The following is a 25,871-nucleotide window of genomic DNA, read 5'->3' as shown; positions in this document are numbered from 1 at the left end:
GTGTTGCGTCGACACCTCCGCCCGATCACGTGACGGCTGACGCGATTCACCAGTCCGCGATCACCGGGACGACGCGTTCACCCAGGATCTCGAGGGGCGTGATCGACGCGACCTGCGGCACCCATCCGTGAACGTGGGTTATGCCGAGCTTCGACAGGTCCTCGAGCTGACCGAGCAAGGTGTCCACATTCTGTCCGTCCGCACCCGGGTCGAACGGGAACATCACGGTCTTCTCGATGGCGTCGTAGTCGGTACCGAGTGCGGTGCAATGATCCCTCAGCACGTCCAGCTTGTGGGAGACCTCGGGTCCACCGAACAAATTGCAGGCCTGCGCGTACTGCGCGACCATCCGAAGCGTCTTCTTCTCACCCCCGCCGCCGATGAGGATGGGCGGGTGTGGGCGCCGTAGCGGCTGCGGCACGTTCATGGTGCGGCCGAGCCGGTAGTGCTTTCCCTCGAACGGTCCGTCGTTCTCGCTCCACATCTGCAGGCAGATCTGCAGTGTCTCCTCGAGTCGCTCGAAGCGTTCGGCCGTCGGCGGGAAGTGCAGGCCGAGTCCGACACTCTCGTCCTCGTTCCAGGCGGCGCCGATCCCGAGGTACGCGCGCCCCTTCGACAGGACGTCGAGCGTGCTCACGGCCTTGGCGAGGAGGCCCGGCTCGCGATAGACGGTGGCCGTGACCCAGGCCAGCAAGTCCACCTTCTCGGTGACGGCAGCGAGGAAGCCGAGGGTGGTATACGCCTCGAGCATCTCGGTGTCGATCGGTCCGACCGGTTCGATCTGCCAGAGATGATCCATGACGCTGAGCTTGGAGAAACCCGCGTCCTCGGCGGTGACGGCAATGCGGCGCAGGTCGTCCGAGAGGTTCGACGGTCCGCCTGGAAAGGTGAAGTCGGCGATGTGTAGTCCAAGTTCCATAGCTCTCCACGCTAAACCTGTTGCCGCCTGCTACCCAGGGATCGTCAGTACCACCCAAGTGCCCTCGCCAGATGTCCTCACGGGTACGTACGGTGACCTGATGACCGAACCCGCTCGCCGACTCCATGTCGTCTTCGCACCCGGGACCGTCGCGCACAGGGGAACGGTCGCGGAACTCCTCGGGCGGGCGCTGGATGCGCGCGGCCTTACCGGCGAGGTGACGTTCGCCGCGGACACCGCGGATCTGCAGCGCGCCGTGCGGACGGCGGCGGGCCGGGGCGAGTTCGTCGTCGTACCCGGCGCTCGGGCCTCGTTCACCGCCCCGGCCTGCGGGGTGATCCGCGTCGATTTCGGGGAGTGCGAGCAGGACCGCTCCGACGGCATCCGGGCCCACATCCGCGGGCGCGGGCTCGACGGACTCCGGTTCGCGGTCGACAGCTGGTACCACCACCGCTTCCACCCCGGGACGATCGTCCGCTACGGTGACCACCCCGATCAGCGTGCCGGACTCCGGATCCCGGACGGCACCGGACCGTTCCCCGTCGCCGTGCTGATCCACGGCGGATATTGGCGTCCCCGTTGGGAGTTCGACCTGATGGATGGCCTGGCGGTGGACCTGACGGCGCGCGGGTACGTGACGTGGAACGTCGAGTACCGGCGCCCTGCCGAGGACCGATGGGCGGCGATGACGTCCGACGTCGCCGCCGCCCTGCAGGCCGCCGGGACCGTCCCGGACGTCGATCCGGGGCGCGTCGTGATCCTCGGCCACTCGGCCGGCGGTCAGCTCGCCCTGCGCGCCGCCGCCGATGCCGCCGCCGACGAGGCGGCGGTACGTCCTGCGCTGGCGGTCAGCCTCGCCGGGGTGCTGAATCTGCGACTCGCCGACGAACGCCGACTCGGCGAGGGCGCGGTCGCGAACGCCGTCGGTGGCCGCTGGGCCGAAGACCGGGCGACGTACGAGCGGTCGTCACCGCTCCATCGGCTGCCGCTCGGCGTCCCGCAACTCGTCGCGTGCGCCGTGGGCGACGAACCGGATCTGCTCGAGACGAGCAGGGAATACCACGCGACCGCGGCGGAGACTCCCGACGACGTCGCCCTGATCGAGGGCCCCGGCGATCACTTCGCCGTCATCGATCCCACGAGCGAGATCTGGCGAAGGATCGCCGGGGCCATCGATGCCCGGATCAGACCTCGGACAGCGTAGACACCGCCGACCGCAGCCCGGCCCCCGCGCGACCGCGCAGCAGGTCCGCGCAACGCTCGGCCATCGTCATGACCGTGATGTTCGGGTTGACGTGCGGAAGTTTCGGCATCGCCGACGCATCGACCACCCGCAGTCCCCGCACCCCCTTGACTCGCAGTTCCGGATCGAGCACCGCCATCGGATCGTCGACACCGCCCATGCGGGCCGTGCCCGCCGGGTGATACACCGTGTTGTGGGTCTTGTGGATGTAGTCGAGGATCTCGTCGTCGGTCACCGCATCCGGTCCCGGCGCCAGTTCACGGGCGATCCACCCGCGCAGCGCCTTCTGCTCCGCGATCGTGCGGGCCAGCTTCACCCCGGACAGCATCACCCGGTCGTCGTGACCGTCGCTGTCGGTGAAGTACCGGGGATCGACCTTGGCGCGGTCGCGGAAGTCGCGCGAGCGCAGCCGCACCGTGCCCCGGGAGAGTCCCTGCGTGACGTTCGGTGTCAGGCAGAAACCGTTGTCCGTGGTGGGGTAGCCCCACCGGAGGGTGTTCATGTCGAACGGCACGCTGCCGTAGTGCATCATCAGGTCCGGATGGTTCAGCCCCTCCTCGGTGGTGGCGAACAGGCCGATCTCCCACCACTGCGTCGACTCGGTGACCATCGGCCGGGACGCCTCCCAGAACACGAGGCCCTCCACGTGGTCGTCGAGGTTCGATCCGACCCCGGGCGAATCGACGCGGACGGGAATGCCGAACTCCGCGAGATGCTCTGCCGGACCGATACCCGAGAGCATCAGCAACTTCGGGGTGTCGATGGCCCCGGCGGTGACGATCACCTCGCGGCGCGCCGACACCGTGTCGTATCCGGTGAGGTCGGGACGCTGGTAGCGCACGCCCGTCGCCGTTTGCTGTTCGTCGAACAGGATCTCGCTCACCCAGCAGCCGGTGCGCACGTCGAGGTTGGGGCGGGTGCCGAGAATCGGGTGCAGGTAGGCGTGCGACGACGACATCCGGGTGCCGTCCTCGGACGCGTTGATCTGGAACCAGCCGGCGCCGTTCAGCACCGTTCCGCCGCGGTTGAACGCGACGGTCGGCAGACCGACCTTCGCCGCAGCCTCGAGCAGGGCGACCCCGCAGGGGTCGTTCGGCGGGACGTCACGCAGCCGCACCGGGCCGCTGCGGCCGTGGCCGTCACCGGGGGCGTCGTTGTTCTCCAGCCGGCCGACGTACGGCAGGATGTCGCGTGCACCCCACCCCGACGCCCCCATCGCCTCCCAGTCGTCGAGCACCTCGGCCGGCGGCCAGAACGCGATACACGAATTGTGCGACGAGCAGCCACCGAGCACCTTGGCCCTGGCGTGCCGCATGAAGCTGTTGCCCCGCTCCTGCGGCTCGACCGGGTAGTCCCAGTCGTACCCGGAGTCGAGCAGGTGCATCCACTGCGACAACTCGAGGATGTTGCGGTCACCGACGTCCGACGGTCCCGCTTCGAGGAGGCACACCGTCACCGACGGGTCCTCGCTCAGGCGGGCCGCGAGGACGCACCCCGCACTGCCGCCACCCGCGATCACGTAGTCGAATTCCAGTGCAGTGCCTCGCAGTTCACTTTCGGTCATCGGGCAAGCTCCTTGTCGATCGGTTCGGATTGCGGTGCGGCCGGTGCGGCGGCCACGGAGTGGGATGTCAACGTTCCGATGTGGTGCCGGCCGGTGGTGAGGTACCACAGCAGTCCGAGCCCGAGGATGACGCCGATGTAGACGAAGGCACCCCAGGTGTTGTACCAAGGCTCCCCGTACACGGCTTCGCGCGGCCAGGCGAGGTTGACGGCCATGCCGATTCCCCACACCACGGCGACGATGTTGACGGGCAGACCCCATCTGCCCATCGTGAAGTAGCCGCCCTCCTTCAGGTCCCGCGGCGGCCACTGGCCGCGCAGCCTCCGCTTCAGCATCGGGCCGGTCACCATCAGGTACGCGAGGTAGATCATGATGATCGCGATCGAGGTCAGCACGGTGAAGATGTGCGGTTGGCCGATGTTGACCACCAGGATCAGCGCGGCCACCACTCCGATCGTCACCGCGGGCACGACGGGTGTCCGCGTCTTCGGGTGAACGCGGGCAAGCCGCTCACCGAACGGGAGTGCGTTGTCGCGGGCCATGGCGAAGGTCAGCCGGATGGCGGCGGTGTGCACCGCCAGCGAGCACACCGTCACGGCGATCACGATGCAGATCAGGAAGATGGTGCCCAGCGGCCCCCACATCACCTGCTCCACGATGTACTGCAGGCTGCCGTCGGATGCGCCGATCTTCGGATCGTCGAGGTCGGGGGCCGCCATCACGGCGAACACGAGGATCGCGCCGCCGATCACGAACGAGGCGAGGATCGCACGGAGGATCGCCTTGGGGGCGGTGCGGCGGGGTTCGACCGTCTCCTCGCCCAGCGAGCTCGCGGTGTCGAAGCCGTACATCACGTATCCCGACGCGAGAGTGGCCACCAGGAACGCACCGAGATAGCCTCCGCTTTCACCGGCGCCGTAGCCGTGGGTGGAGAAGAATACCTGCGGGCCGCGGGTCGCGTTGGCGGCGAGGATGATCGCGATCAGCACCGCGGCGATGAGTTCGATGAACACCCCGGCGCTGTTGATCATCGCCATGAGGCGGACACCGAGCGCGTTGACGACGGTGGTGAAGCCGATCATCACGGTCCCGAGGAGGACGGCGTTGGTGGCGAAGTCGTGTTCCCCGGTGCCGTCGCCGACGATCTGGAAGCCGCTCCACAGCCGCGGCAGATTGAGCTGCAGCGCCAGCACAACGGCCGACAGGGTGACGATCGACGCGGTGAGCATCAGCCAGCCCGCCGACCACGCCACCACTCTGCTGCCGAGCGTTTTCGCCCAGTTGTACACCGAGCCGGCGATCGGATACTTGGCGGCGAGCTCCATGAAGCACAGTGCCACCGAGAGCTGGCCGAGGAACACCAGCGGCCACGACCACAAATATGCGGGGCCGGCCGTACCGAAACCGAAGTAGAACAATTGGAAAGTGCCGGTCAGAATGGAAATGTAACTGACGCCCGCGGCAAAACTCGCGAACTTGCCGATACTGCGATCGAGGGACTCCTTGTATCCGAAATCCTCGAGTCCACTGTCCTGATCGCCGGTCGTGTTGTCGGGTCTGGTCATTCGATCACTTCCTGAGAAGTCGAGGGGGTCTGCTCGCGCGCCCTGCCGAGTGCACGTCAGGTCGCGGTGAACCACCCCGCGAGAGGTGAGGTCGTGTTGTTCCAGATGTGTTTGACTTCCTGGTATTCGGAGAGCCCGGCGGGTCCGAGTTCGCGTCCGTTGCCGGACTTCTTGAATCCGCCCCACTCCGCCGCCGCCGTGTAGTAGCCGAAGTCGTTGAGCCACACCGTTCCGTGACGCAGACGGCGCACCACCCTCTCGCCGCGGGCGGCGTCCGACGTCCGGACCCCGGCGGCGAGGCCGTACTCGGTGTCGTTGCCGAGTCGGACCGCGTCCTCCTCGGTGGTGAACCGCTCGACGGTGAGGATGGGCCCGAACGTTTCCTCCTGCACGATCCGCATCGTGCGGTCGCAGTGGTCGAAGATGGTGGGCAGGTAGTAGCTGCCGCCGTCCAGCGCGGGATCGGCGGGCCGGGAGCCGCCCGTCCGGAGCGTCGCTCCCTCGGCGATACCCAGTGCCACATAGGCTTCGATCTTGTCGCGCTGCGCCGCCGACACGAGGGGTCCGGTCTCGCTGGCCGGGTCGAGTCCCGGGCCGACGCGGATGGCCTCGGCGCGCGAGACGAGCGCGGCGACGAACTCGTCGGCGATCGACTCCTCGACGATCAGGCGCGTCCCGGCCGAGCACACCTGCCCCGAATGCAGGAAGACTCCGGTGAGCACCTGGTCGACCGACGACTCCCAGTCGGCGTCCGCGAAGACGAGGTGCGGATTCTTACCGCCGAGTTCCACGGCGACCTTCGTGACGTTCTTCGCGGCCGTCTCCAGGATGGTGGTGCCGGTCGCGAGTCCGCCCGTGAACGAGATGAAGTCCACGTCGCCGGTGTCGGTGAGGGCGGGTCCGAGGTCGGCGCCGCTGCCCTGCACGAGGTTGACCACCCCGGCGGGCACACCGGCCTCCTCGATCAGCCGGGTGAACGCGATCGTGCTCAGCGGCGTCACTTCACTGGGCTTGAGCACCATCGTGCAGCCGGCAGCGAGTGCGGGTGCCACCTTCCAGGAGATCTGCAGCAGAGGGTAGTTCCACGGTGCGATGAGGACGCAGACCCCGATCGGTTCGCGGACGACCCGGGAGACGACGGCGGGGTCACCCACGTCGACGACGCGGTCGCTCGAGACGAGGGCCAGCCGGGCGTAGTACCGGAAGACGGAGACTACGTCGTCGATGTCGATTCGACTCTCCACCAGCGTCTTACCGGTGTCGACCGTCTCGATGCGCGCCAGCTCCTCCTTGTCGCGCTCGAGGAGATCGGCGATACGCGACAGCAGCGACGATCGCGTGGCGACCGGGGTTTCCGGCCAGTCCCCGGCGTCGAAGGCCGCCCGGGCCGCCCGTAGTGCTCGCCCGGCATCTTCGGGCGACGCCTCGTCGACGGTGGCGATCACGTTCCCGGTTGCCGGGTCGATGCAGTCGCGGGTGCGTCCCGATGTCGCAGCCACCCACTCCCCCGCGATGAAATTCACCGTGCCGAACAATTTCTGGACGTCGAGATCAGCGGATAGCGCCGACATCTTCATAGTGTGTCCGAAACCCTTTCGTGTGCAGATTCTTTCGTTGGGCCGACGATGAGCGGATCACGGGAGACGTCCCGGTACAGCGAGACGCACAGTCCGATCATGACCAGCAGGAACGGTGCGGCCGCGATGATCGTCATCGTCTGCAGCCCCTGAAGGGCGTCCGAGCCTCCGGTCCAGAGGATGAGCGCCGCGGTGCCGCCGGTGAGCGTGCCCCACAACACGACGATCCGCTTGCTCGGGTGCCGGGTCCCTCGCTCCGACAGGGTGCCCATCACGAGCGATGCCGCGTCGGCGCCGGAGACGAAGAACAATGCCACCAGCACCATGACCAGCACGGTGGAGACACCGGCGAGCGGCAGGTGGTCGAGCATTCCGAACAACTGTCCCTCGGTCGACGACTGGGACGCCACATCGGTGCCGTCACGTTGCACCCCGATGGCGGATCCTCCGAATACCGCGAACCACACGAGGCTGACCGAGGTGGGGATGACGATCACACCGATGACGAACTGCCGGATGGTGCGGCCACGGCTGATCCGGGCCAGGAACATGCCGACGAACGGGGTCCAGGACACCCACCACGCCCAGTAGAAGATCGTCCACGACGACAGCCACGACGCGGTGTCGTCGCCGGCACTCGCGGCGGTGCGACCCGACATCGTCGCGAGTTGCGCGCTGTAGTCGGCGATGGTGGTGGGCAGCAGATTGAGGATCAGCACAGTGGGGCCGAGGACGAACACGAAGACCGCCAGCACGATGGCCAGCACCATGTTGATGTTGGACAACCAGTGGATTCCCCGCGCCACGCCGGACACCGCCGAGGCAACGAACGCGAACGTCAGCAATCCGACGAGGGCCACCAGGGCGAACGTGCCGACCTCGCCCATCCAGCCGATGATCTCGAGCCCGGACCCGATCTGGAGGGCACCGAGGCCGAGCGACGCGGCGGTGCCGAACATCGTCGCGATGATCGCGAGCACATCGATCACCTTGCCCGCCGCCCCCTCGGCGCGACGGCCGAGGAGCGGAACGAACGCAGAGCTGATGAGTTGCTTGCGGCCCCGCCGGTAGGAGCCGTAGGCGATCGACAATCCGACCACCGCGTAGATCGCCCACGGGTGCAGCCCCCAGTGGTACATCGTCGTGGCCATCGCCGACCCGGCGCTGCCGTCGGTCCCGGGCGGCGGACTCACCATGTGTGCGAGGGGTTCGGCGACGCCGTAGAACATCAGCCCGATCCCCATGCCGGCGCTGAACATCATCGCGATCCAGCTGACCGTCCGGAATTCCGGCTTCTCCCCGTCCTTGCCGAGCGGAATCCGGCCGTACCGCGACAACGCCAGGAACAGCGAGAACAGCACGAACCCGGTGGCCGCGGTGATGAACAACCACCCCAGGTCGGCGACGAGCCACCCGAGGGCCGCGTTCGACACGAGCGCGAGGTTCTCCGGCGCCAGCAGGCCCCACAGGATGATGCCCACCCCGACTCCCGCCGCGGCGCCGAACACCACCTTGTCGACCCCACGCCGCGCCGGGGCGTGAGCGGGACGCTCCGGTTCCGGCGCCTGCACGTCGGGAGGGTCGATCACCCTCGGTTGCTCGCCGGCGTACGTCATTTCGCGTCCCCACCCAGCCGGGTCAGTAACCAGTCGTGGAATTCGCCGATGTGATGCTCCGCGGGCACCAGCACACCACCGTCGCGGTAGGCCTTCGACGACATCGTCGGCTGCGTCCGCTCGCACGCGTCGAAGTCCTGCTGATTGACGCGGTGGAACAGTTCGACCGAGCGGGAGACGTCGCGTCCCGACGCCGTGACGTCCGGCGCGTACAGCCAGTCGCATTCCACGATGGTGCGGTCCGCGGACATGGGGTACATGCGGTGGAAGATGACGTGGTCGGGCACGAGGTTCACGAACACCTGCGGCCGGACGGTGATGGCATAGTACTTGCGGTCCTGGTCGTCGCTGATGCCGGACAACGCCTCGAATCCGCCGCTTCCGTCGATGGTGAAGCCCTCGACCTCGTCCCCGAAGGCGGCACCGTGCCCCACGAAGTACTGTGCGGCAAGGCCGTCCGCGAACTCCGGAAGCACCTCGGTGAGTTCCGGGTGAATGGTGGCGCAGTGGTAGCACTCCATGAAGTTCTCGATGATCAGCTTCCAGTTGGCCGCGACGTCGTAGGTGATCCGGCGGCCGAGCTCCAGGGTTCCGATCGCGTACCGATCGATGGCGGCCGGATCGCCGAGCCGTTCGGTGACGGAGCCGATGACCTCGTCCTCGAACGACGGCGGCTCGTCCGCGAGGCACACCCAGGCGTAACCCAGCCACTCGCGCAGCGCGACCGGCACCAGTCCGTACCGCACCCGGTCGATGTCGGCTCCGGTCTCGTCGCGCAGCGCGGCCATGTTCGGTGCGGCGACCAGTTTGCCGTCGAATCCGTACGTCCACGCGTGGTACGGGCACTGGAGGTTCCGCCGGACCTGACCTTCGTCCTCCGTGCAGAGCATGGCGCCGCGGTGCCGGCAGATGTTGAGGAACGCCCGCAGGGCGCCGTCCCGGCCGCGGACGACGAGGACGCTCTCCCTGCCGACGGTGACCTTCTTGAACGCGCCGGCGTCGGCGAGATCAGCGGTGCGGGCGGCGCAGAACCACATCGCCTCGAAGACGTTCTCCTGCTCGCTCACGAAAATGTCGGGGTCGGTGTAGTAGCGACCCCCCAGAGTGGGGATCAGTGCCGGGGCGGGCGCGGGGGCTTGGACGTCCGGAGCGGACATAGATGTCACCGTTCTTTCGTTACGGGAAAGATGCGTTCGGTCGGGGCTGTGACCTGGTGTCTGTGTGCGAATGGGGCGCAGATCGCAAGGGCGTCGTTGCCGAGTGTGACGACATGGGTGCCCGATCCGCGACGATCGTTCGAACAGCGGACAGCTGTTCCCGCCGAGTCGTCGCGGCGTCAGCATTGTTGCGTCATCAGCAACGCTATGCGATTTAGACAACTTAAACCGTCGCCGGCGGACGTGTCAAACATCACATTCGACACTTCTTTCGCACACGCGACACGACCGAAACACCGCGTTAACCACGCGGCGCCGAAACCCGGGCAAACCGGACTATCGGTTCGTCCTGCGTTGAGGGAGAGCCACTTCCGGGCCGTCAGTCACCCGCGTCGACGGATTGCTGCGCTTCGATCCGCGCCACCGCGTCGGCGATTTCGAGCGCAACCGCCTCGAACTGATCGGGCGCCAGCCGGTATTCCGGGCCGGACACACAGATCGACGCGACGATCCGGTTGGTGACCCTGCTTCGCACCGGCACAGCGATGGAATTGAGCCCCGCTTCGAGTTCCTCGGCCGTGGACGCCCACCCCCGCGACCGCACGTGCTCGAGCTCGACGTCGAACGCACGGAAGTCGGTGATGGTGTTGGGCGTGAGCGCGCTCAATCGCGGGCCCAGCCTGCTGCGGAGCTGGCCCGACGTCATCTCCGAGACCAGGACCTTGCCGGTCGCGGTCGCGTGCGCCGGGGTGACCTGACCCACCCACGTGCGGAGCGCGACGTGGCGATCACTGCGAGCCTCGAGCACGTTGAGCGTTGCCGCACCGTCCAGCACCGCGAGGTTGACCGTCTCGCCGAACGCGTCGGCCAGGCGGTCGCACTCGGGCTGCGCGACCTCGACGAGGCCGCTCTGCGCGACCGTGGCCTCGGCCAATCGCACCACCGCGAATCCGAGCTGGTATTTGCCGCGGACGCCCGCTTCCTCGACGAATCCGCGTTGCTGCAGCGATGCGATGAGGCGTGAGACGGTCGATTTGTGCACGCCGAGGCGCACGGCGATCTCCGTGGCCCCGACCCGGCCCTCCGCCGCAACGATCTCGAGCACGTCGATGGCACGTTCCACGGCGTGCACGGTCTTCGCCTTCCCTTCCGCGCCCTGGGCCGCCGATGCCGTCGCCTCGGATTCACTCATGCCCCCGAGGTTATGCCCACCGACTTCCGGAACGCAGTTTTTACACGCGAATGCTTGACACCGCGGGGCAGCACCGGAGAGCATTGTGTTGCACAGCTTGCAAGTCGTCGCGCATAGCGCAACAACTGCTCCACAACTTGCCCCTCCTTCCCGACGCATCCGGAGGTATCGAGTGATTCTCGATAACGATTCCCCAGTTGTGACCCACCCCGGCACCACACCGTTCGCCGTGTGCGAACTCATCACCCTGCCCGTGGGCGAAGTAGTCACGGTGACGCCGCCGGGAATGGCTCCCATCTCCGTCTTCCACACCTCCGACGGTCTGTACGCCGTCGACGACACCTGCACCCATCAGGACGCCTCCCTCGCCGACGGCTGGGTCGAGGGCTGCACGGTCGAGTGCCCGCTCCACGAGGCATGCTTCGACCTCCGCACCGGAGTGCCGTCGGGCCCGCCGGCCAAAATCGCAGTCCGCACCCACGACGTGTCGATCGTCGACGGCACCGTGCTGCTCCATCTCGAACAGAAGGGCGACACAAGATGAACACTGTCCCGAATTCCATTGTGGTACTGGGCGCTTCACTCGCCGGACTGTCGGCGGTGCGCGCGCTGCGCGAGAAGGGATACACCGGCCGCCTCGTCGTGGCAGGCAGTGAACAGTCCCTGCCCTACGACCGGCCACCCCTGTCGAAGGAATTCCTCACCGGCGAAGTGACGGACGAGGACCTGCTGTTGATGAACAGCGACGACGACACCCTCGACGTCGAATGGCGGATGAACAGCACGGCCACCGGCCTCGTTCGCTCCCCCGACGGGCTCCACCGCGTCACCTTCGACGACGGGTCCCACCTCGACGCCGATGCCGTGGTCGTCGCGACCGGCGCGCGTGCCCGGACCCTGCCCGGGCACCTCGGTCTCGCCGGCGTCCACACGCTCAGATCCGTCGACGACGCGCGCGCCCTGCGCGATTCGCTGTCACGGGCGCAGAATCTGGTGATCGTGGGAGCCGGTTTCATCGGAGCGGAAGTGGCCTCCAGTGCGGCCGGAATGAGCCTGCACGTCACGGTCGTCGAGGCCTCGCCGACACCCCTTGCCGGTCCACTCGGCATCGAGCTCGGGGCGATCTGCGCAGGACAGCACGCCGCACACGGTGTCCGGCTTCTCACCGGGTCGGTCGTCGACGCACTGCTGGGCGACGACGCGGTCGAGGCCGTCCGGCTCAGCGACGGAACAGTCCTGCCTGCGGACGTCGTGGTGGTCGGAATCGGGGCCGTCCCCAACGTCGAGTGGGCGTGCGACTCGGAACTGATGATCGACGACGGCTTCCTCACCGACTCGTCATGCCGCACGAATCTCCCCGGTGTGTACGCGATCGGCGACTGCGCAAGGACTTTCGACGACACCCACCAGGTCCATCACCGGAGTGAGCACTGGAGCAACGCCGTCGCCCAGGCGGCCACCGTGGCCGACACCATCATGGCCACCCCGTCCGGGCCCGCGGCGATCCCGTACTTCTGGTCCCACCAGTACGGCAAGATGCTGCAGTTCGCCGGAACGAGGCACAGCACCGACGAGGTCCGCTTCGTCGACGGCGACCCCGGAACCGGCACGTTCGTGGCCACCTACGACCGCGACGGCGACACCGTCGGCGTCTTCGCGATGAACAATCCCCGGCTGTTCACTCGGTACAAGAAGCAACTCGCCAGGTCGCGGGCCTGATGCCGGCGCTACGTGACCGCGTAGCCCAGGCGGTTGCTGATCTTGTGGGAGGTGTCGAGCGCGGCGCGTGCGACGTCCTCGAACCGTTCCGGCAGCAGTCGGTAGGCGGGGCCGGACACACTCAGGGCCGCAATCATTTTCGCCGTGTAGTCGCGAATCGGGACGGACACCGCATTCAACCCGAGTTCGAGTTCCTCCTCGGACTCCGCCCAGCCCCGTTCGCGGATGGAATTCAGCGATTCCACGAGGGCAGACACATCGGTGAGCGTCTCGGTCGTGAGAGCGATCGGACTTTCTCCCACACGCTCCGCGATTTCGCTGTCGGACAATTCCGTCAGCAACAGTTTTCCGCTCGCCGTCGCGTGTGCCGGGCTGCTCTGCCCCACCCACGTATTGGTACCGACGCCGGACGGGCCGTCCGCTTTGACGATGCTCACCGAGCGATTGCCGTCGAGTATCGACACATTGACGCTCTCGCCGACAGTTTCCGCCAGTTCGGCACACAATTCCTGACTCTGCCGCACCAGATCGCCGTCCGGCGTCGCAGTGCGGGCCAGGCGGACGATCGAATTCCCGAGCTGGAACTTCCCCCGGTTCTTCAATTGCGAAACATAGCCCCGCGAGTCCAGGACAGCGACGAGGCGCGACGCGGTCGACTTGTGGACGCCCAGCTCCTCGGCGATTTCCGTGACGCCGGCGGTACCGAGCCTGGCGAGGATTTCGAGTACTGCCAGAGCGCGGTCCACTGACTGCACAGCGCCGGCCGGCCGGCTCCGATCGCCGTTCGAGTTCTCGTCCAATTCAGTCATCGCGACTTCAGGATAGGCGACATCATCGTGCGACGGTTATCTCCCTCCACACCCTGTTCCGCGCCACCGCCGGCCGCTCCGGTGCGCATTTCTCCGAAAAGTCGGGGATTATTCGCCGTTTCCCTACTCGATCATCAAGGAGTTACCCGCAATTCGGGGTTGACCCCCTTACTCTGCCGGACCTAATGTGTTGATATATCAGTTGCCGATAATGGTTCCGATCGGCCGATCCGTTTCGCAATTCACAGTTCTCTCCGGCGCCGTTCGAGCCCGCGCCGAAACTCGAATCTCCCGCCCGCCGCGACAGCGGCAGCACCCGTACCTCGCCACACACAGGCACCCACCCAATCAGGAGGACCATCATGGGGTCACCGCGCGTAGTGATCATCGGAGCCGGCATCGTCGGCGCGAATTTGGCCGACGAGCTCACCGCTCGGGGCTGGGATCGGATCACGGTCCTCGATCAGGGACCGCTGCCGCTCACCGGAGGATCCACGTCACACGCACCGGGCCTGGTGTTCCAGACGAACGCGTCCAAGACGATGACAGAGTTCGCCCGGTACACCGTCGAGAAGTTCGTCGGACTCGACGTGGACGGCGAGTGGTGCTTCAACCAGCTCGGCGGACTCGAGGTGGCCACCACTCCCGAGCGCCTCGCCGACCTGCACCGCAAGCAGGGCTGGGCCACATCCTGGGGCATCGAGGGCGCCGTCCTCGACCCGGCCGAGTGCGCGAAGCTGCACCCGCTGCTTGACGAGAAGCGAGTGCTCGGCGGACTGTACGTCGAAACGGACGGCCTCGCGAAGGCGTCCCGTGTCGTCGTCGCGCTGGCCCGGCGCGCCGAGACCCGTGGCGCCGTGTTCCAGGGTTCGACGAAGGTGATCGGCATCGAGCAGAGCGGCGGCAAGGTCACCGGCGTCGCGACCGCGGACGGCGTGATCCCCGCCGACATCGTGGTGTCCTGCGCAGGCTTCTGGGGTCCCGACATCGGCGCGATGGTGGGCATGGACGTCCCGCTGCTGCCCCTGGCGCACCAGTACGCGAAAACCGAGCAGATCCCCGAACTCGTCGGACGGAACACCGAACTCGCCGAGGCGGGTTTCCCGATCCTGCGCCATCAGGATCAGGATCTGTACTTCCGCGAGCATGTCGACCGTCTCGGCATCGGCACGTACGCCCACCGCCCGATGCCGGTGAACCTGCGCGACCTGGACGAGAGCGACGACGTCTCCGCATCCGACATGCCGTCGATGCTGCCGTTCACGGAAGAGGACTTCGCGCCGTCGTGGGAGCAGTCCAAGCTGCTGTTGCCGTGCCTCGAATCCGCGAAACTGGAAGCCGGATTCAACGGGGTCTTCTCGTTCACCCCGGACGGCGGACCGCTCATCGGCGAGTCCCCGGACGTCGCCGGGTTCTGGATCGCCGAGGCAGTGTGGGTGACGCACTCCGCCGGTGTCGGCCGGGCGGTCGCGCAGCTGCTCGTCGACGGCCGCTCCGAGGTCGAACTGCACGGTTGCGACGTGCACCGGTTCGAGGAGATCCAGCTCGCGCCCGACTACGTCAGTGAGACGTCGCAGCAGAATTTCGTCGAGATCTACGACGTGCTACACCCGCTGCAGCCCAAGGAGTCTCCCCGCGATCTGCGGGTGAGTCCCTTCCACGCTCGCCAGAAGGAACTCGGCGCCGTGTTCCTGGAGAGCTCCGGCTGGGAGCGCCCGCACTGGTTCGAGGCCAACGCCCATCTGGTGCAGGACCTTCCGGCCGAGTGGCAGCCACCGGCCCGTGAGCCGTGGGCGGCGATGTTCCACTCGCCGATCGCAGCGGCCGAGGCCTGGAAGACCCGCACGTCGGTGGCGATGTACGACATGACACCGCTGAAGCGGCTCGAGATCAGTGGCGCCGGCGCGCTGGCCCTGCTCGATCGGCTGACGACCGGCAAGATGGACAAGTCCGTCGGATCCGTGACCTACACGCTGGCACTCGACGACGCCGGCGGCGTGCGCAGCGACCTCACCGTCACGCGGCTGTCCGACACCGTCTTCCAGGTCGGCGCGAACGGCAACCTCGACCTCGACTACTTCCGCCGGCAGTCCCCGGACGACGGCAGTGTGCAGATCCGGGACGTCACCGGCGGGACGTGCGGGATCGGGCTGTGGGGTCCGCGCGCCCGGGATCTGGTGCAGGCGCTCAGCTCCGACGACTTCTCGAACGAGAACTTCAAGTACTTCCGCGCGAAGCAGGTCCGGATCGGCGGGGTGCCCGTCACCGCGATGCGGCTGTCGTACGTGGGCGAACTCGGCTGGGAGCTGTACACGTCCGCCGACAACGGTCTGCGCCTGTGGGATCTGCTGTGGGCGGAGGGGCAGAAGCACGGCGTCATCGCCGCCGGCCGCGCCGCGTTCAACAGCCTCCGGATGGAGAAGGGCTACCGCTCGTGGGGCAGCGACATGACCACCGAGCACAACCCGTACGAGGCCGGTCTCGGTTTCGCGGTCCGGCTGCAGAAGGGCGACTTCCGTGGGCGTGACGCGCTCGACGGAGTCTCCGACGAGACGGTGGAGCGGCGCCTGGCGTGCCTCATGATCGACGACCGTACGTCGGTGGTCCTGGGCCACGAGCCGGTGTTCGTCGACGGACAACCCGCGGGGTACGTCACGAGTGCCGCGTTCGGTCACACGGTCGGGGCGCCGATCGCCTACGCCTGGCTTCCCGCGACCGCGACCGTGGACACCGCGGTGGAGATCGGATACTTCGGACGGCGCATCGCGGCCACCGTCGTGGCAGAACCGCTCGTCGACCCCGAGATGAAGAAGATCCGGTCATGAGCATCCGGCACGACACGGTCACCGGGTTCCTGGACTCGCTCGCCGATCGAACCCCCGCGCCCGGCGGCGGCGCGACCGGCGCACTCCATCTCGGCCAGGCCGCGGCGCTGGTCTCGATGGTCGCCCGCTACACCACCGGCAAGAGGTACGCCGACCACGGGATACTCGTCGAACGCATCTGCGCGTCCGCGGATGCGTTCCGAGAGAAGGCACTGCAGTTCGCCGAGGACGACATGGCGGCGTTCACGGCCGTCATCGACGCCTACCGTCTCCCCCGGGAAACCGAGGAAGAATCGGGGGCGCGTACAGCGGCGATCGCGACCGCACTCGCCGGCGCGGCCGCGGTGCCCGCCGAGGTGGTGGTCGCGGCGGGCGACGTCGTCGCACTCGCCGACGTCCTGCTGCCGGTGGCGAACCCCACCGTCGTCAGCGACGTCGCGGCCGCCGCCGAGGCCGCCCGCGCCGCCGCCACCACCGCCCGGGTCAACATCGAGGTGAACCTGCCCGGTATCACCGATGCAGACACCCGCCGGTCCCTCACCGAATGCCTGGCCGGCGTCGACACGATCGTCGAGCGCGCCGAGGCAGTCACCACCCGAGTACGAAAGCAGCTGAGTTCATGACCAGAAGCCTCGGTGGCGCCGAACTCGCCACCACCATCCGAGACGACGCATCCGCCGCCGCCGCCGCTCTCGCCGACCTCGGAATCCGGCCCAGGCTGGCAGTCGTCCTGGCCACCGACGACGAATCGACCGCCTGGTACGTGCGCTCCATCGCGGCGGCCGCGAAACGCACCGGAATCTTGTGTGACATCGTGGATCTCGGTGCGTCGGCGACCACGGGGCAGATCCACGGCACGCTCGTCGAACTCGGCCACGACCCGGACGTCCACGGAATCATCCTGCAGACGCCCCTGCCGGACGGAACCGACCTCGACGCGCTGCGGGAGGCGATCAACCCCGCAAAGGACATCGACGGCGCGAACCCGGTCAGCCTCGGCCGCCTCGTCGCGCGTCTGCCCGCTTTCGCGCCCGCCACCGCACGGGCCGTGATCGCGCTGCTCGATCACCACGGAATCTCCCCGCACGGCAGGACCGCCGCGGTGGTCGGCAGATCCACGGTGGTCGGAAGTCCGGTCGCGAACCTCCTCGTGCAGCGCAACGCGACGGTGACCGTCTGCCACCGGCACACCACCGACCTGGCTGCAGGCACCCGTGACGCCGACATTCTCGTCGTCGCCGTCGGCATTCCCGGACTGGTCACCGCCGAGCACGTCGCCGACGGCGCCGTCGTCATCGACGTCGGGACCACAGCGACCACCGACGGCCGGCTGCTCGGTGACGTCGACGCCCAGGCCGTGGACGGCCGGGCCGGTGCGCTCACCCCGGTCCCCGGAGGGGTGGGACCGGTGACCACCGCGTTACTGATCGCCCACACGGTCGATGCCGCCGCCGCCCAGCACGCCCAGCACGCCCAGCACGCCCAGCACGCCCAGCACGCCCAGACCCGATCGGACTCGGTGCTCGCCGGATTCCGAAGCGGCGTCTGACTTTCGCCTCCAGCCCTTGACCACCCGTCCCGCCTGAAATAGCATCGACCATGCTGATATATCAGTTTGCTCGGACTAATACCTCAATTTGATTCCGGCATCGAGGAGACCCACATGACCCAAACCTTCACCCTGACGCTCAGCTGCGCTCAGCGTCCCGGGATCGTTCACGCCGTCAGTTCCTTTCTCTTCGAGCAGAACTGCGATATCGCCGAGCATCAGCAGTTCGACGACACCCGGAGCGACGCGTTCTTCCTCCGCACCTCATTCGTGTCAGCGGGTGACGTCGACATCGAGCACTTGACCGCCCAATTCGCCGACGTGGCCGCGAGATTCGGCATGACGTTCAACTTCAACGGCAGTGACCTACCCCGCGTGATCGTGATGGTCTCCAAGATGGGCCACTGCCTCAACGACCTCATCTTCCGCTGGCGAGCGGGCAACCTCGGCGCCGAACTCGTCGCCGTCGTGTCCAACCACGAGGTGCTGCGCCCGATGGCCGAGGCCGCCGGCCTGCCGTTCGTCCACGTCCCCGTCACGCCGACCACCAAGCCGGAGGCCGAGGCCCGGCTACTCGAACTCGTCGAGGAATTCGACGCGGATCTCGTGGTTCTCGCGCGGTACATGCAGGTGCTGTCGGACGACGCGTGCCGCGCACTGCGCGGACGCGCGATCAACATCCACCACTCGTTCCTGCCCGGCTTCAAGGGCGCCAAGCCCTACCACCAGGCGTTCGATCGCGGAGTCAAGCAAGTCGGCGCCACCGCCCACTACGTGACACCCGACCTGGACGAGGGGCCCATCATCGAGCAGGAAGTCATCCGCATCGACCACTCCTTCGACCCGGCGCGACTCGCCACGGTCGGGCAGGACGCCGAGGCCCTCGCGCTGTCCCGGGCCGTGCGCTGGCACTGCGAGAACCGGGTCCTGCTGCACGGGCACCGAACGGTCGTCTTCAGCTGAGGCGGCTCCGCCGCCCGTGAGTGGTTAACGAGTCCAGAGACTCGTTAACCACTCACGGGCGCGAAGCGCCTAGAGCAGGTCGCGGATGGCCCGCTCGAACCCCGCGACATGCGACAACGTGAGCGCGGACGCGGTGTCCTCGTCGCCGTCGACGATGGCCCGGAGCAGGGCGACGTGCTCGCGGACGTGGGCGGCGACGTCCGGCAGCCGGTCGAGGAAGAGGCACCAGATGCGCGTGGCGTGGGCGTCGAGGCTGACGAGGATGTCTTCGAGGTGCGGATTGCCGGACGTCCGGTAGATCTCGCGGTGAACCCGCACGTCCTTGCGCAGGACGTCGCGCGGGTCCTCGCTGTCGTCGATCTCCGCGATCTCGTCGGCGAGCGCGGACAGCCGGGCTCGTGCGTCCTGCGACGCCGTGCGCGCCGCCCGGGCGGCGGCCGTGGGTTCGAGTTGCTTGCGGATCTCGGAGATGTCGGCGAGGTCGGTCATGTCGACGGCGGTGGCGAACGTGCCACGACGGGGGTAGGCGATGACGAGACGCTCCCGTTCGAGGCGCTTGAGCGCTTCCCGCACGGGCGTCCGGCCGAATCCGAGTTCCTCGGCGAGGCGGTCGTCGTTGATCGGCTCGCCCGGACGGATGTCGAGCATGACCAGGCGTTCGCGCACGATCTCGTACGCGCGGTCGGCGTTGGTGCCGCCGTTCGATGCCGTGTCCGCGACCGATGAATGCGCCAGGCTCATGTTCCGTCTCCCTGATTCTCCGGAGCTATTGACCTTTGTCCGGTACTGACCTTACGCTACTTTCCAGTTGATATATCAGTTCCAGTTCAACTGACCTTCCAGAAAGGCGAACCATGACCGTGGACACCGCACATCTCACCGAGGTGGCAGCAGCGAACCCGACGCTGACTCATTCGCTCGCCGATCTCGATCCCGCCGTGCACCGGGCGATCGCGGCCGAACTGGAGCGACAGCAGGGCACCCTGGAGATGATCGCCAGTGAGAACTTCGCCCCGCTCGCGGTGATGCAGGCGCAGGGGTCGGTGCTGACCAACAAGTACGCCGAGGGTTACCCCGGACGCCGCTACTACGGTGGTTGCGAGCACGTCGACGTCATCGAGCAGCTCGCGATCGACCGCCTGACGTCACTGTTCGGCGCCGAGTTCGCGAACGTGCAACCGCATTCGGGGGCGCAGGCCAACGCCGCGGCAATGGCGGCGCTGCTGCAGCCCGGCGACGGCATCCTCGGACTGGACCTCGCCCACGGCGGTCACCTCACCCACGGGATGAAGCTGAACTTCTCCGGCAAGCTGTACGACGTCGCCGCCTACCACGTCCGCGAGGACGACCACCTCGTCGACATGGACGAGGTCGAGCGCCTCGCCCGCGAGCACCGCCCCAAGCTGATCATGGCCGGCTGGTCCGCATACCCCCGCCAGCTCGACTTCGCACGGTTCCGTGCGATCGCCGACGAGGTCGGCGCCTACCTGATGGTCGACATGGCGCACTTCGCCGGATTGGTCGCCGCCGGACTGCATCCCTCCCCCGTCCCGCATGCGCACGTGGTGACGTCGACGACGCACAAGACGCTCGGCGGTCCCCGCGGCGGCGTCATTCTCACCAACGACGCGGCGCTGGCGAAGAAGTTCAACTCCTCCGTCTTCCCCGGACAGCAGGGTGGCCCGCTCGAGCACGTGATCGCAGGCAAGGCCGTCTCGTTCAAGCTCGCCGCCGAACCCGAGTTCCGCGAACGTCAGGAGCGCACCCTGGCCGGTGCGAAGATCCTCGCCGACCGCCTGCTGCAAGCAGATTCGCGAGCCGCCGGTATCAACGTCGTCTCCGGCGGCACCGACGTCCACCTCGTCCTGGTGGACCTGCGCGAGTCCGAACTCGACGGCAAGCAGGCCGAGGACCGGCTGCACCGCGTGGGAATCACGGTGAACCGCAATGCCGTCCCGTTCGACCCCCGCCCGCCGATGGTGTCCTCCGGGGTGCGGATCGGTACCCCCGCTCTCGCCACCCGCGGTTTCGACGAGGCCGCGTTCACCGAGGTCGCCGACATCATCAGCCACGCGCTGCGCCCCGCCACCGACGAGGCCGGACTCGACGACCTGCGTACCCGGGTCGACGCCCTCGCCGCCGCGTTCCCGCTCTACCCCGACCTCACGGAGGCGAACTGATGAGTGCCACCCAGCCACCCGGCGCGCACCTGCCCGACCACCCGGATTTCCTGTGGCGTAACCCGGAACCGAAGAAGTCCTACGACGTCGTGATCGTCGGCGGCGGCGGACACGGTCTCGCCACCGCGCACTACCTCGCCAAGAACCACGGCATCACCAACGTCGCCGTCCTGGAGAAGGGCTGGCTCGCGGGCGGGAACATGGCCCGCAACACCACGCTGATCCGCTCGAACTACCTGTGGGACGAGAGCGCCAAGATCTACGAGCACGCCCTGAAGTTGTGGGAGGGTCTCGAGGACGACCTCGACTACCCGATCCTGTTCAGCCAGCGCGGCGTCCTCAACCTCGCGCACAGCCTCCAGGATGTCCGCGACAGCGTCCGCCGGGTCGAGGCGAACAAGCTCAACGGCATCGACGCCGAATGGGTCGGACCCGACGAGGTCAAGAAGCTGTGTCCGCTGGTGAACATCTCGAGCGATATCCGCTACCCGGTGCTCGGTGCCACCTATCAGCCGCGGGCCGGCATCGCGAAGCACGACTACGTGGCGTGGGGGTTCGCGCGCCGCGCCGACGAGGCCGGCATCGACATCATCCAGAACTGTGAGGTCACCGGCTTCGTGACCGACGGCAACAAGGTCACCGGGGTCCGCACCACCCGCGGCGACATCGCCGCCGGGCAGGTCGCGCTCTGCGCGGCCGGGCATACCTCCACCCTCACCGACATGCTCGGCATCCGCACCCCCGTGCAGTCCCACCCGCTCCAGGCCCTGGTGTCCGAACTGCTCGAGCCGGTGCACCCGACGATCGTGATGTCCAACGCCATCCATGTGTACGTCTCCCAGGCCCACAAGGGCGAACTGGTGATGGGCGCCGGGGTCGACTCCTACAACGGGTACGGCCAGCGCGGCGCGTTCCACATCATCGAACGCCAGATGGCGGCCGCGGTGGAATTGTTCCCCGTGTTCGCCCGGGCGCATCTGCTGCGCACCTGGGGCGGCATCGTCGACGTGTGTCCCGACGCCTCCCCGATCGTCGGCCGCACCCCCTACGACAACGTGTATCTCAACTGCGGATGGGGCACCGGCGGATTCAAGGCCACCCCGGGATTGGGCTGGTGCCTGGCGGACACCATCGCGAACGACGAACCGCACGAGTTCATCGCGCCGTTCAGCCTCGACCGGTTCGTCACCGGCGCCCTCGTCGACGAGCACGGCGCCGCCGCCGTCGCCCACTAGCCAGGAGCCACAATGCAACTCATCGAATGCCCGTGGTGCGGGTCCCGTGAGGAAACCGAGTTCCACTACGGAGGCGAAGCCCACGTCGTGTACCCGGAAGACCCGCAGTCGCTGACCGACGAGGAATGGGCGCACTTCGTATTCTTCCGCGCGAACCCGAAAGGTCTTTTCGCCGAACGGTGGAACCACAGCGCCGGCTGCAGGCGCTGGTTCAACGCCGTACGAGACACTGCCACCTACCGATTCCACAGCGTCTACCGCTTGGACGAGCAGAAGCCGACGATATCGTGAACGCACCCTTCCGCACCCGCCAGGGCGGTCGCCTCGACCGCGACACCTCCTACACCTTCACGTTCGACGGCAAAGAGTTGACCGGTCATCCCGGTGACACGCTCGGCTCGGCCCTGCTCGCGAACGGCGTCCACCAGGTCACCACCAGCATCAAACTCGGCCGCCCCCGCGGCATCACCGCCGCCTGGGCCGAGGACACCGGCGGACTCGTGCAGATCGAGGAACCCTTCCCCGAGCCGATGCTGCTCGCCACCACCATCGAGTTGTTCGACGGCCTCGTCGCCCGCGGCATCCCCGGTCAGGGACGCCTCGCGACCATCGCCGATTCGGCGAAGTACGACGCCAAGCACGTGCACACCGACCTTCTGGTCGCCGGCGCCGGACCGGCCGGTCTCGCCGCCGCGCTCACCGCGGCCCGGGCCGGTGCGCGTGTCGTCCTCGTCGACGAGCAGAGCGAAGCCGGCGGTGACCTTCTCGGCAGCACGGATCTGATCGACGGCGCCCCCGCCCTCGACTGGGTCACCGCCGCGGTCGCCGAACTCGCCACCTATCCGGACGTGCTGCACCTGCAGCGCACCACCGCGTTCGGCAACTACGACGACGGCTTCGTCCTCGCCCTGGAGCGTCGCACCGACCACCTCGGTGTCGAAGCCCCGGCCGCCCTGAGTCGCCAGCGTGTCTGGCGGATCCGGGCCCGGCACATCCTTGTCGCCGCCGGAGCGCACGAGCGTCCCGTCGTCTTCACCGACAACGACCGCCCCGGCATCATGCTGGCGCACGGCGCCCGCACCTTCCTGCACCGGTACGGCGTCAAGGTCGGCGAGCAGGCCGTCGTGTTCACCACCAACGACAGCGCGTACGAGGCGGCGATCGACCTGCACGACGCCGGTGTCCGCATCAACGCGATCGTCGAGGCCCGCGACACCGCCCCCGCCCACCGACTGGCCGAATGCGAGGCGCGCGGGATCCCCGTCCGCACCGGATCCGTCGTCTGCGGCACCCGCGGCAACGGCCGGGTCAGCCACGCCCTCGTCACCTCCCGCGACGACGACACCGGCACCGCGGTTCCGCTCGCCTGCGACGCACTGCTCGTCAGCGGCGGCTGGAACCCGGCCGTGCACCTGTTCTCCCAGGCCCGCGGCAAGCTCCGCTACGAGGAGAACCTGGGCGCGTTCGTGCCCGGCGAAACCCTCGACGGAGTCTCCGTCGCCGGCTCCGCCAACGGCATCTTCGACCTGGCGGGGTGTCTGCACGACGGCGAGCGGGCGGGCCGGGAAATTCTGAGCGCGTTGAACTTCGACGCCCCCGCCCCCGGCGCGGACACCGACACCTCCGCCGCACCCGAGTCGACGAAGCCCCTGGTGCTCTGGCGGGTCCCCGATGTCGCGGGGCAGGACACCCAGTTCGTCGACGTCCAACGCGACGCGACGGTTGCCGACCTCGCCCGCGCGGTCGGCGCCGGCATGACGTCGATGGAGCACATCAAGCGCTACACCACCATCGGCACCGCCCACGACCAGGGCAAGACGTCGGGTGTCATCTCTTCCGGCATCACCGCCGAACTCCTCGGCCGCCCGATCGAGACCCTGGGCACCACCACGTTCCGCCCCCCGTACACCCCGGTCGCGTTCGCCGCCCTCGCCGGCCGCAGTCGCGGCGCCCTCTTCGACCCCGAACGGGTGACGGCCCTGCACGATTGGCACGTCGGCCGCGGTGCGGTGTTCGAGGATGTCGGCCAGTGGAAGCGTCCCCGCTACTACCCGCTGCCCGGGGAGGACATGGACGCGGCGGTGCTGCGCGAATGCGCCGCCGTCCGCCGCAGCATCGGCATCCTCGACGGCTCGACCCTCGGCAAGATCGACGTCCAGGGCCGTGACGCCGGTGTGCTGCTCGACATGCTCTACACGAACATGATGAGCACCCTCAAGGTCGGCATGGTCCGTTACGGCGTCATGTGCGGCGTCGACGGCATGGTCATCGACGACGGCACCGTGATGCGTCTGGCCGACGACCGGTACCAGGTGTTCACCACCACCGGCGGCGCCGCGAAGATCCTCGACTGGATGGAGGAATGGCTCCAGACCGAATGGCCCCACCTGCAGGTGAGGCTCACCTCCGTCACCGAACAATGGGCCACCTTCCCCGTCGTCGGACCGAAATCGCGTGACGTGATCGGTGAGGTCTTCCCCGACCTCGACGTCACCAACGACGCGTTTCCGTTCATGGCCTGGCGCGACACCGCCCTCGGCGACCTGCACGTGCGGGTGGCCCGGGTCAGCTTCTCCGGCGAACTCGCCTACGAGGTCAACGTCAATGGCTGGCACGCCCCCGCGGTCTGGGCGCGCCTGATCGCCGCCGGGGAAAAGTTCGACATCACCCCGTACGGCACCGAGACCATGCACGTCCTGCGCGCCGAGAAGGGCTACCCGATCATCGGGCAGGACACCGACGGCACCGTCACCCCCCAGGACCTCGGGATGAGCTGGGCGGTGTCGAAGAAGAAGGTCGACTTCGTCGGCAAGCGCTCCTTCAGCCGGCAGGAGAACCAGAACCCGCTGCGCAAACAGTTCGTCGGGCTGCTGCCCCTCGACAAGCAGACCGTGCTGCCCGAGGGCGCGCAGATCATCGAGGAGGTACTGGACGGGACCCTGCCACCCGCGCCGGTCCCGATGCTCGGGCACGTCACCTCCAGCTACCTCAGCGCCGAACTCGGCCGCCCGTTCGGTCTCGCCCTCGTCAAGGGCGGCCGAGCCCGAGTCGGTGACACCCTGCACGTCCCGGTGGACGGCCGTCTGGTGGCCGTGGAGGTCACCGGTTCCGTTCTCGTCGATCCCGAAGGAGCACGTCGCGATGGCTGACACCCTCGTTCCGCTCAGCCCCCTGCACGGCTGGGACCAGAAGTTCTCGGCGCTCCCCGAGTCGGTGCGGATCACCGAGGAACCGTTCGTCTCGATGGTCGACCTGTGGGTGGACCCGAGCGGCCCCGGTGGAGCGGCGGCGGGCGCCGCACTCGGTGTGGACCTGCCCACGACACCGTCGACCCGCGTGGACGGCAGCGCAGTCACCGCGGTCTGGCTCGGTCCGCAGGAGTGGCTGATCACCACGCGATCCCAGTCCCCCGAAGAGCTCGAGGGGACGCTGCGCACCGCGGTGACCCCACACGGCGGCGCCGCGATCGACGTTTCCGGGCAGCGCACGACGATCCGGCTCACCGGAGCGCACGCCCGCGACATCCTCGCCAAGGGCTGCTCGATCGATTTGCACCCCAAGGTGTTCCGTCCGGGATCGGCCGTGCAGACGATGCTCGGTCTCGCCGGTGTCGTGCTGATCGCGCTCGACGACAGCGGCACCGACTACCGAATCCTGGTGCGGTCATCCTTCGCCCGGTACCTCGCGGCGTGGCTGATCGATGCCGCCGAGGAATTCGGCGTCGATCCCGTGTAACGCGACAGTTTTCGGTCCGGGGG

General features: G+C 67.9%; 21 protein-coding genes. 12 read left to right on the top strand and 9 right to left on the bottom strand.

Annotated features, from left to right (window positions below; translation table 11 throughout):
- Positions 1 to 46 precede the first annotated feature (46 nt).
- Positions 47 to 919: an LLM class F420-dependent oxidoreductase gene (locus ACFU5V_RS38640; RefSeq protein WP_378706165.1), complete on the bottom strand. Its 873-nt coding sequence runs from the start codon at positions 917 to 919 to the stop codon at positions 47 to 49.
- Between the two features lie 100 nt (positions 920 to 1,019).
- Between ACFU5V_RS38640 and ACFU5V_RS38635 the strand changes: the two genes are divergently transcribed.
- Positions 1,020 to 2,123, top strand: coding sequence for an alpha/beta hydrolase family protein (locus ACFU5V_RS38635; protein WP_378706163.1), 1,104 nt, complete (start codon positions 1,020 to 1,022; stop codon positions 2,121 to 2,123).
- Here ACFU5V_RS38635 and ACFU5V_RS38630 read toward each other — a convergent pair.
- The 6 genes from ACFU5V_RS38630 to ACFU5V_RS38605 form a co-directional block, all read right to left on the bottom strand.
- Positions 2,104 to 3,726: a GMC family oxidoreductase gene (locus ACFU5V_RS38630; RefSeq protein ID WP_378706161.1), complete on the bottom strand. Its 1,623-nt coding sequence runs from the start codon at positions 3,724 to 3,726 to the stop codon at positions 2,104 to 2,106. The two genes, ACFU5V_RS38635 and ACFU5V_RS38630, sit on opposite strands and share 20 nt — an antisense overlap.
- The gene (locus ACFU5V_RS38625; RefSeq protein WP_378706159.1) at positions 3,723 to 5,291 is read right to left on the bottom strand and encodes an APC family permease; all 1,569 of its coding nucleotides are present in this window, start codon (positions 5,289 to 5,291) and stop codon (positions 3,723 to 3,725) included. Before ACFU5V_RS38625 ends, ACFU5V_RS38630 begins: the two co-directional genes overlap by 4 nt.
- Before the next feature lie 56 nt (positions 5,292 to 5,347).
- On the bottom strand, positions 5,348 to 6,868 hold the full coding sequence (locus ACFU5V_RS38620) for an aldehyde dehydrogenase family protein (protein WP_378706157.1): 1,521 nt from the start codon (positions 6,866 to 6,868) through the stop codon (positions 5,348 to 5,350).
- Positions 6,865 to 8,484 (bottom strand): BCCT family transporter, encoded by a 1,620-nt coding sequence (locus ACFU5V_RS38615; RefSeq protein ID WP_378706155.1) that lies wholly within the window; start codon positions 8,482 to 8,484, stop codon positions 6,865 to 6,867. The genes ACFU5V_RS38620 and ACFU5V_RS38615 overlap by 4 nt, the downstream gene beginning before the upstream one ends.
- Entirely contained in the window at positions 8,481 to 9,641 is a 1,161-nt protein-coding gene (locus tag ACFU5V_RS38610; protein WP_378706154.1) for an aromatic ring-hydroxylating dioxygenase subunit alpha, read from the bottom strand. The genes ACFU5V_RS38615 and ACFU5V_RS38610 overlap by 4 nt, the downstream gene beginning before the upstream one ends.
- 379 nt (positions 9,642 to 10,020) lie before the next feature.
- A complete protein-coding gene (locus tag ACFU5V_RS38605) occupies positions 10,021 to 10,833 on the bottom strand; it encodes an IclR family transcriptional regulator (protein WP_378706152.1) in 813 nt (270 codons plus the stop codon).
- A 199-nt stretch (positions 10,834 to 11,032) separates the two neighbouring features.
- On the opposite strand from ACFU5V_RS38605, the gene ACFU5V_RS38600 reads away from it, so the two are divergent.
- Both ACFU5V_RS38600 and ACFU5V_RS38595 read left to right on the top strand, forming a co-directional pair.
- Entirely contained in the window at positions 11,033 to 11,377 is a 345-nt protein-coding gene (locus tag ACFU5V_RS38600) for a bifunctional 3-phenylpropionate/cinnamic acid dioxygenase ferredoxin subunit (protein ID WP_378437793.1), read from the top strand.
- Positions 11,374 to 12,552, top strand: a complete 1,179-nt coding sequence (locus ACFU5V_RS38595) for an NAD(P)/FAD-dependent oxidoreductase (RefSeq protein WP_378706150.1) — start codon at positions 11,374 to 11,376, stop codon at positions 12,550 to 12,552. The genes ACFU5V_RS38600 and ACFU5V_RS38595 overlap by 4 nt, the downstream gene beginning before the upstream one ends.
- 8 nt (positions 12,553 to 12,560) lie before the next feature.
- On the opposite strand, the gene ACFU5V_RS38590 is transcribed toward ACFU5V_RS38595, so the two are convergent.
- Complete coding sequence (locus ACFU5V_RS38590; protein ID WP_378437797.1) at positions 12,561 to 13,361, bottom strand: IclR family transcriptional regulator; 801 nt, start codon at positions 13,359 to 13,361, stop codon at positions 12,561 to 12,563.
- Positions 13,362 to 13,723: 362 nt separating this feature from the next.
- Here ACFU5V_RS38590 and ACFU5V_RS38585 point away from each other — a divergent pair, with 362 nt between their 5' ends.
- The 4 genes from ACFU5V_RS38585 (at position 13,724) to purU (ending at position 18,698) form a co-directional block, all read left to right on the top strand.
- The gene (locus ACFU5V_RS38585; RefSeq protein WP_378706148.1) at positions 13,724 to 16,186 is read left to right on the top strand and encodes an FAD-dependent oxidoreductase; all 2,463 of its coding nucleotides are present in this window, start codon (positions 13,724 to 13,726) and stop codon (positions 16,184 to 16,186) included.
- Positions 16,183 to 16,809 carry a cyclodeaminase/cyclohydrolase family protein gene (locus ACFU5V_RS38580; RefSeq protein WP_378706146.1) on the top strand — a complete coding sequence of 209 codons (627 nt, stop codon included), beginning with the start codon at positions 16,183 to 16,185 and terminating at the stop codon, positions 16,807 to 16,809. The genes ACFU5V_RS38585 and ACFU5V_RS38580 overlap by 4 nt, the downstream gene beginning before the upstream one ends.
- Complete coding sequence (locus ACFU5V_RS38575) at positions 16,806 to 17,735, top strand: bifunctional 5,10-methylenetetrahydrofolate dehydrogenase/5,10-methenyltetrahydrofolate cyclohydrolase (RefSeq protein ID WP_378706144.1); 930 nt, start codon at positions 16,806 to 16,808, stop codon at positions 17,733 to 17,735. The genes ACFU5V_RS38580 and ACFU5V_RS38575 overlap by 4 nt, the downstream gene beginning before the upstream one ends.
- 114 nt (positions 17,736 to 17,849) lie before the next feature.
- A complete protein-coding gene (gene purU / locus ACFU5V_RS38570; protein WP_378442377.1) occupies positions 17,850 to 18,698 on the top strand; it encodes a formyltetrahydrofolate deformylase in 849 nt (282 codons plus the stop codon).
- 69 nt (positions 18,699 to 18,767) lie between these two features.
- Here the strand turns inward: purU and ACFU5V_RS38565 are convergent, their stop codons facing one another.
- Entirely contained in the window at positions 18,768 to 19,439 is a 672-nt protein-coding gene (locus ACFU5V_RS38565) for a GntR family transcriptional regulator (protein ID WP_276136052.1), read from the bottom strand.
- Positions 19,440 to 19,552: 113 nt separating this feature from the next.
- Here ACFU5V_RS38565 and glyA point away from each other — a divergent pair, with 113 nt between their 5' ends.
- Genes glyA through ACFU5V_RS38540 form a run of 5 tightly spaced genes read left to right on the top strand, consistent with a single transcriptional unit; the run spans position 19,553 to position 25,848 of the window.
- On the top strand, positions 19,553 to 20,878 hold the full coding sequence (glyA, locus tag ACFU5V_RS38560; protein ID WP_378439368.1) for a serine hydroxymethyltransferase: 1,326 nt from the start codon (positions 19,553 to 19,555) through the stop codon (positions 20,876 to 20,878).
- Entirely contained in the window at positions 20,878 to 22,113 is a 1,236-nt protein-coding gene (locus ACFU5V_RS38555) for a sarcosine oxidase subunit beta family protein (RefSeq protein ID WP_159924938.1), read from the top strand. Before glyA ends, ACFU5V_RS38555 begins: the two co-directional genes overlap by 1 nt.
- Before the next feature lie 12 nt (positions 22,114 to 22,125).
- Positions 22,126 to 22,404: a sarcosine oxidase subunit delta gene (locus ACFU5V_RS38550; RefSeq protein WP_124389817.1), complete on the top strand. Its 279-nt coding sequence runs from the start codon at positions 22,126 to 22,128 to the stop codon at positions 22,402 to 22,404.
- Positions 22,401 to 25,262 carry a 2Fe-2S iron-sulfur cluster-binding protein gene (locus tag ACFU5V_RS38545; protein ID WP_378706141.1) on the top strand — a complete coding sequence of 954 codons (2,862 nt, stop codon included), beginning with the start codon at positions 22,401 to 22,403 and terminating at the stop codon, positions 25,260 to 25,262. The genes ACFU5V_RS38550 and ACFU5V_RS38545 overlap by 4 nt, the downstream gene beginning before the upstream one ends.
- Entirely contained in the window at positions 25,255 to 25,848 is a 594-nt protein-coding gene (locus ACFU5V_RS38540) for a sarcosine oxidase subunit gamma (RefSeq protein ID WP_378706139.1), read from the top strand. The genes ACFU5V_RS38545 and ACFU5V_RS38540 overlap by 8 nt, the downstream gene beginning before the upstream one ends.
- Positions 25,849 to 25,871 lie beyond the last annotated feature (23 nt).

The sequence above is a fragment of the Rhodococcus sp. NPDC057529 genome (genome assembly GCF_042802055.1).
Classification (GTDB): domain Bacteria; phylum Actinomycetota; class Actinomycetes; order Mycobacteriales; family Mycobacteriaceae; genus Rhodococcus_F.
Note: the sequence above shows the minus strand (reverse complement) of the source record. Positions and strands in the feature narration are given on the sequence as shown.